The 5400-nt window shown below is 63.1% G+C and carries 5 protein-coding genes; 3 read left to right on the forward strand and 2 right to left on the reverse strand.

From position 1 onward, the window contains the following. The coding region (locus tag EOA28_RS23635; protein WP_128315334.1) for a polysaccharide deacetylase family protein at positions 1–616 on the reverse strand (616 nt) is incomplete at its 3' end. Positions 617–687: 71 nt separating this feature from the next. After that, on the reverse strand, positions 688–2757 hold the full coding sequence (locus EOA28_RS23640) for an EAL domain-containing protein (protein ID WP_127386443.1): 2070 nt from the start codon (positions 2755–2757) through the stop codon (positions 688–690). 96 nt (positions 2758–2853) lie between these two features. On the opposite strand from EOA28_RS23640, the gene EOA28_RS23645 reads away from it, so the two are divergent. From EOA28_RS23645 to tdh, 3 genes are read left to right on the forward strand one after another with little or no spacing between them, the layout of a single operon-like run. Then, on the forward strand, positions 2854–3060 hold the full coding sequence (locus EOA28_RS23645) for a hypothetical protein (protein WP_127253884.1): 207 nt from the start codon (positions 2854–2856) through the stop codon (positions 3058–3060). Next, positions 3057–4244 carry a glycine C-acetyltransferase gene (locus EOA28_RS23650; protein ID WP_127386444.1) on the forward strand — a complete coding sequence of 396 codons (1188 nt, stop codon included), beginning with the start codon at positions 3057–3059 and terminating at the stop codon, positions 4242–4244. The genes EOA28_RS23645 and EOA28_RS23650 overlap by 4 nt, the downstream gene beginning before the upstream one ends. 52 nt (positions 4245–4296) lie before the next feature. Then, complete coding sequence (tdh, locus tag EOA28_RS23655) at positions 4297–5331, forward strand: L-threonine 3-dehydrogenase (RefSeq protein ID WP_127386445.1); 1035 nt, start codon at positions 4297–4299, stop codon at positions 5329–5331. Positions 5332–5400: the final 69 nt, after the last annotated feature.

Raw genomic sequence — 5400 nt, forward strand, 5'->3', positions numbered from 1 at the left:
GGATCAGCTTGTTCGGCCTGGCGAAATGGCCGTAGCCGAACAGATGATCGATCTCGCTGACCAGATGGTCGACGCTCTGAACCGGCTTGCCGCTGTCCTCATGCACCCACTCGTGATCCCAGCCGTAAAGCCAGAAGCCTGAAGCCGCGACGAATTCGTAGTCCGGATCCTCGCGGCCGGCCTCGGCCAGCCCGAGCGAATTGTCGTCCTTCGAGTAATTGGGCAGCCGGAACACGTCGCGTCCGGGCAGCCGCGCATGCACGGCCGGCTTCAGCCCGAGCACAACATTGGCCTTCAGCATGTCGGCGACCACGCCTTCGGTGTCGCCGTAGAAATGCAGGTAGTGATTATAGGCATGGCTGTAGCTGTGGTTGCCGATCGTCACAAGCGGCATCGATTTCGCCCGCTGCAGCAGCGCCCGGTTGGTGGCGTTGGCTTCGGCATGCATGCCGACCATGAACAACGTCGCGGGCACCTGCTCGGCCTGCAGCACGTCGAGGATGTTGGCTGTACCGGTCAGCGGACCGTCATCGAAAGTGAGATAAATGGTGCGATCGGCGGCCGAGGCGGGCGATGCGACGAGCAGCAGGAACGGCAGGATATAACGAAGCGGCATTCGCAAAACCCGGTTGCGATCCCGATAGGCCGCCATAACGCCCGGTTGTGTCAAGCTTGTCGATGATTGCGCTAGCCCAGGCTGCCTTGCAGCACTTTCAGCTTCGCCTTTTTCGGGCTGCGTGCCGCCAGCCATTCGCGCGCCTTGTCCTGCGGCATCGGGAAGGCGATGGAATAGCCCTGCACCTGGTCGCAGCCGATCGCCATCAGCGAGTCGAGCTCGGCCTCGGTCTCGGCGCCCTCGGCGACGATCGAGATGCCCAGCCCCCTGGCAAGCTCCGTGATGGCGCGCACGATCTTGCTGTTGTCGCCGTTCTCGTTGATGTTCTGAACGAAGCGGCGGTCGATCTTCAGCCGGTCGATCTCGTTCGGGTTGACGTGGCTCAGCGAGGCATAGCCGGTGCCGAAATCGTCAAGTTCCAGATGCACGCCCGCGGCTCGGATGTGGCGGAGCTTGGCGGCGATGCCCGTCTTCTCGTCGTCGAGGATGACGGATTCGACGATTTCCAGCGACAGCTTCTGCGGCGCCAGCCCGGCGCGCTCCAGCGTGCCGAACAGGAACTCGTCGAAATCAGGCTCGCGAAGTTCGGTGCCGGAGACATTGACAGCGATGCGCCCGAAATCGATCCCGGCGCGGTCCCATTCGGCGGCCTCGTTGATCGCCTTGCTGATGACGATGCGGCCGACATCGGGCATGAAGCCGCATTTCTCGGCGACGGGAATGAACTCGCCGGGCGAGATCATGCCGCGCGTGGCGTGGTTCCAGCGCACCAATGCCTCGATGCCGCTGATCTTGCCGCTGGTCAGCGACACCTGCGGCTGGAAATAGACCTCGAAACTCTTGTCGGCGATCGCCGTGCGGATGTCCTGTTCGAGCTGCTTGCGGTAGTCGAGCTCGCGCCGCAGCTCTTCCGAGAAGAAGGAGAAATTGCCGCCGCCGAGCTTCTTGGCGGAATAGAGGGCGAGGTCGGCATGGACGAGCAGGTCCTGCGCATTGTCGGCGTCGACCGGATAGACCGCGATGCCGGCGCTGGCGCCAGGCATGATGGTCGTGCCCTGGAAGGTGATCGGCTCGTTGATTTCGGCAAGGATGCGCTTGGCCAGCGCATGGATGTCCTCGGTGGTGCCGGCCCCGTTGAGGATCATGACAAACTCGTCGCCGCCGAGCCGCGCGCAGAGGTCAGACGCGCGGCAGGAATCGCGCATGCGCTGCGCCGTCACCACCAGCACATAGTCGCCGGCGGCGTGTCCGAGCGTGTCGTTGATCTGCTTGAAGCGGTCGAGATCGAACTGGACCACCGCCAGGCGCTCGCGGCGCCGGTGCGCGCCCTTGATCAGCGTGTCGAAATGGTCGGTCAGGAAGGTGCGGTTGTGGAGACCGGTCAAGCCGTCATGCACGGCGATGAAGGCCATGGAGTTGCGCGCGTCCACCAGCTCGCGGGTCTTGCGCAGGATGGCGTTGGACATCGGCCGGAAGATGAACAGCGCCACCAGCACGATGACGCCGAGGGTGGCGAAGAACAGCGTGCGGTGCAGGTCGAGGATGTTGCTGGATTGCGCGTCGGCGAACGCGCTGATGCGCTGGCCGAGCGCGGCATAGCCCGACAGTGTCGCATTGGCGACGGAAGCGTCGAGGCCGGCGCGTTCGCCGCCGGCCTTGTAGCCGTTGCTCTGCATGCCGAGCTGCGACTCGAAGGACGAGACCAGCCTTTCGCCATTGGCGACGAGCCCGACCGAGAAGTAATCGAGGTGGAACGGCTTGTTGAACAGCACATATTCGATCGACTTCGGATCGTTGCGTGCCGGCGACAGCGGATCGGCGCCGGTCTCCTTGAGCAGCCGGTCGTAGCTGGTTTCGAATTCGCCCGTCGCCTGCTTGAGCGCGGTTACCAGCGCCGGCTGCTTGTCGCGCGAGGCAGCGCCCGTGGCGCTTGCCAGGAAGACGATGCGCTGCGACAGGGCCTTCTGCGTCGAGACGATGTCGAGCAGAGCATCATTGTGCTGCTGCTGCGCCATCAGCTGCTGCAGAAGAATGAAGGAGGCCACCACCATGGCGGCAATAATCGTGAGCGCCAGCCAGTAGCCGGTCTTAATGAGCAGTATCAGCTTGCGCGAAACGCTCTGCACTGGCTGCTGCGACATGACTTAAGTGACCCTCCGGTCGACGGATTCCCGCCTTGGATGCGTGACGGGAAGACGCTTGCCTTGAAAGGGTTAACAGCTCGGCAAAGGAGGCTGATGGCGATCGCGGCGGCGCGACAAAGCTCGCAAGATGGTTATCATGTCGTTTCCCGCGGACAGCTTTTTGATCGCATTGCTGGTGCGTCGCCAGAAGGATTGCCGTCCGGCTTTCGCGACGCCACCGAAGCGGTCGCTTTTGCGATGGATTTTTTGCAGCCGTGGCGCGACAGTCCGGCCTCGAACCGAACAGGGCTGGACCCATGAGCAAAGCATTCCTTTCCCATATCGACAGCGAGCTCCAGGGCCTGAAATCGGCCGGGCTCTACAAATCCGAGCGGGTGATTTCCTCCACGCAGTCCGCCGAGATCGAGGTCGGCGGCGAAAAGGTGCTGAACTTCTGTGCCAACAATTATCTCGGCCTCGCCGACAGCCTGGACCTGCGCGACGCGGCAAAGCAGGCGCTCGACCGCTACGGCTACGGCATGGCTTCGGTGCGTTTCATCTGCGGCACGCAGGAGGAGCACAAGGAACTCGAGACGACGATCTCGTCCTTCCTCGGCATGGAGGACACCATCCTCTACTCTTCCTGCTTCGACGCCAATGGCGGGCTGTTCGAGACGCTGCTTGGCGAGGAGGACGCCATCATCTCCGATGCCTTGAACCACGCCTCGATCATCGACGGGGTCAGGCTCTCCAAGGCCAAGCGCTTCCGCTACGCCAACAACGACATGGCCGATCTCGAGGCCCGGCTGAAGGAGGCGAAGGACTGCCGCTTCCGGCTGATCGCCACCGACGGCGTGTTTTCGATGGACGGCATCATCGCCAATCTGCGCGGCGTCTGCGATTTGGCCGAGAAATACGATGCGATGGTGATGGTCGACGACAGCCATGCGGTCGGCTTCGTGGGCAGGAACGGCCGCGGCTCGGCCGAGCATTGCGGCGTCGAGGGCAGGGTGGACATCATCACCGGCACGCTGGGCAAGGCGCTGGGCGGCGCCTCCGGTGGCTACGCGTCCGGCAAGAGGCAGGTGGTCGACTGGCTGCGCCAGCGCTCGCGGCCCTATCTCTTTTCCAACACGCTGATGCCGGCCATCGCTGGCGCTTCGATCAAAGTGTTCGACCTGATTCGCCATGGCGACGCGCTGCGTGAGCGCCTATATGCCAATGCGGACCGGTTCCGCTCCAGCATGGGTAAGCTGGGCTTCACCCTTGCCGGCGCCGATCACCCGATCATCCCGGTGATGCTGGGCGATGCGGCTTTGGCGCAGGAGATGGCCGCGCGCATGCTGAAGCGCGGCATCTATGTCATCGGCTTCTCCTTCCCGGTCGTGCCGAAGGGCCAGGCGCGCATCCGCACCCAGATGTCGGCGGCGCACTCCAGCGCCGACATCGACCGCGCGGTCGAGGCGTTTGGCGAGGTCGGCAAGGAACTGGGCGTCATTTCCTGAACGCCCGGCGCTAGAAAACGATTCCGGATCAATAGATTCGAAGGACAACAGAATGTCGAACATGATGAAAGCGCTGGTGAAGGCCAAGGCTGAGCCGGGCATCTGGATGGAAGAGGTGCCGGTGCCGGAGATCGGCCCTAACGACGTGCTGATCAAGGTCAAGAAAACCGCGATCTGCGGCACCGACGTCCACATCTACAATTGGGACCAGTGGGCGCAGAAGACTGTGCCGGTGCCGATGGTGACGGGCCATGAATTCGTCGGCACTGTCGCCGATTTCGGCGCCGCGGTCACCGAATACAAGGTCGGCCAGCGCGTCTCGGGCGAAGGCCATATCGTCTGCGGCCATTGCCGCAACTGCCGCGCCGGGCGAGGGCATCTATGCCGCAACACGCTCGGCGTTGGCGTCCACCGCCCCGGCGCTTTTGGCGAATATATGGTCATCCCGCAGCACAATGTCGTGCCGATCCCGGACGATGTTCCGGACGAGATCGCGGCGATCTTCGATCCGCTGGGCAATGCGGTTCACACTGCACTGTCCTTCGATCTGGTCGGCGAGGACGTGCTGGTCACCGGCGCCGGCCCGATCGGCATCATGGGCGCGCTGGTCGCGCAATGCGTCGGCGCGCGAAAAGTCGTCATCACCGACATCAACCCGGTCCGGCTGGATCTGGCGCGCAAGCTTGGCGTCCAGCATGTGGTCGACGCCTCGAAGGAAAAGCTGCGCGATGTCATGCCTTCGATCGGCATGAGCGAAGGGTTCGATGTCGGCCTGGAGATGTCGGGTGCCGCGCCTGCCTTCCGCGAAATGATCGACACGATGAACAATGGCGGCAAGATCGCCATCTTGGGCATCGCGCCCACCGGCTTCGAGATCGACTGGAACAAGGTCATCTTCAAGATGCTGCATCTCAAAGGTATCTACGGCCGCGAGATGTTCGAGACCTGGTACAAGATGATCGCGCTCGTGCAGGGGCCGCTGGATGTTTCGGGGCTGATCACGCACCGCATTGGGATCGACGATTTTCAGGTAGGGTTCGATGCGATGCGGAGCGGCAGCTCGGGCAAGGTGGTGATGGATTGGTGAGGGGCTTCTAAGGAAACGTCGAGTTCCTTCGCCCCCCTCTCTGTCCTGCCGGACATCTCCCCCTCAAGG

This window comes from Mesorhizobium sp. M2A.F.Ca.ET.067.02.1.1 (genome assembly GCF_004023285.1).
Lineage (GTDB): Bacteria > Pseudomonadota > Alphaproteobacteria > Rhizobiales > Rhizobiaceae > Mesorhizobium.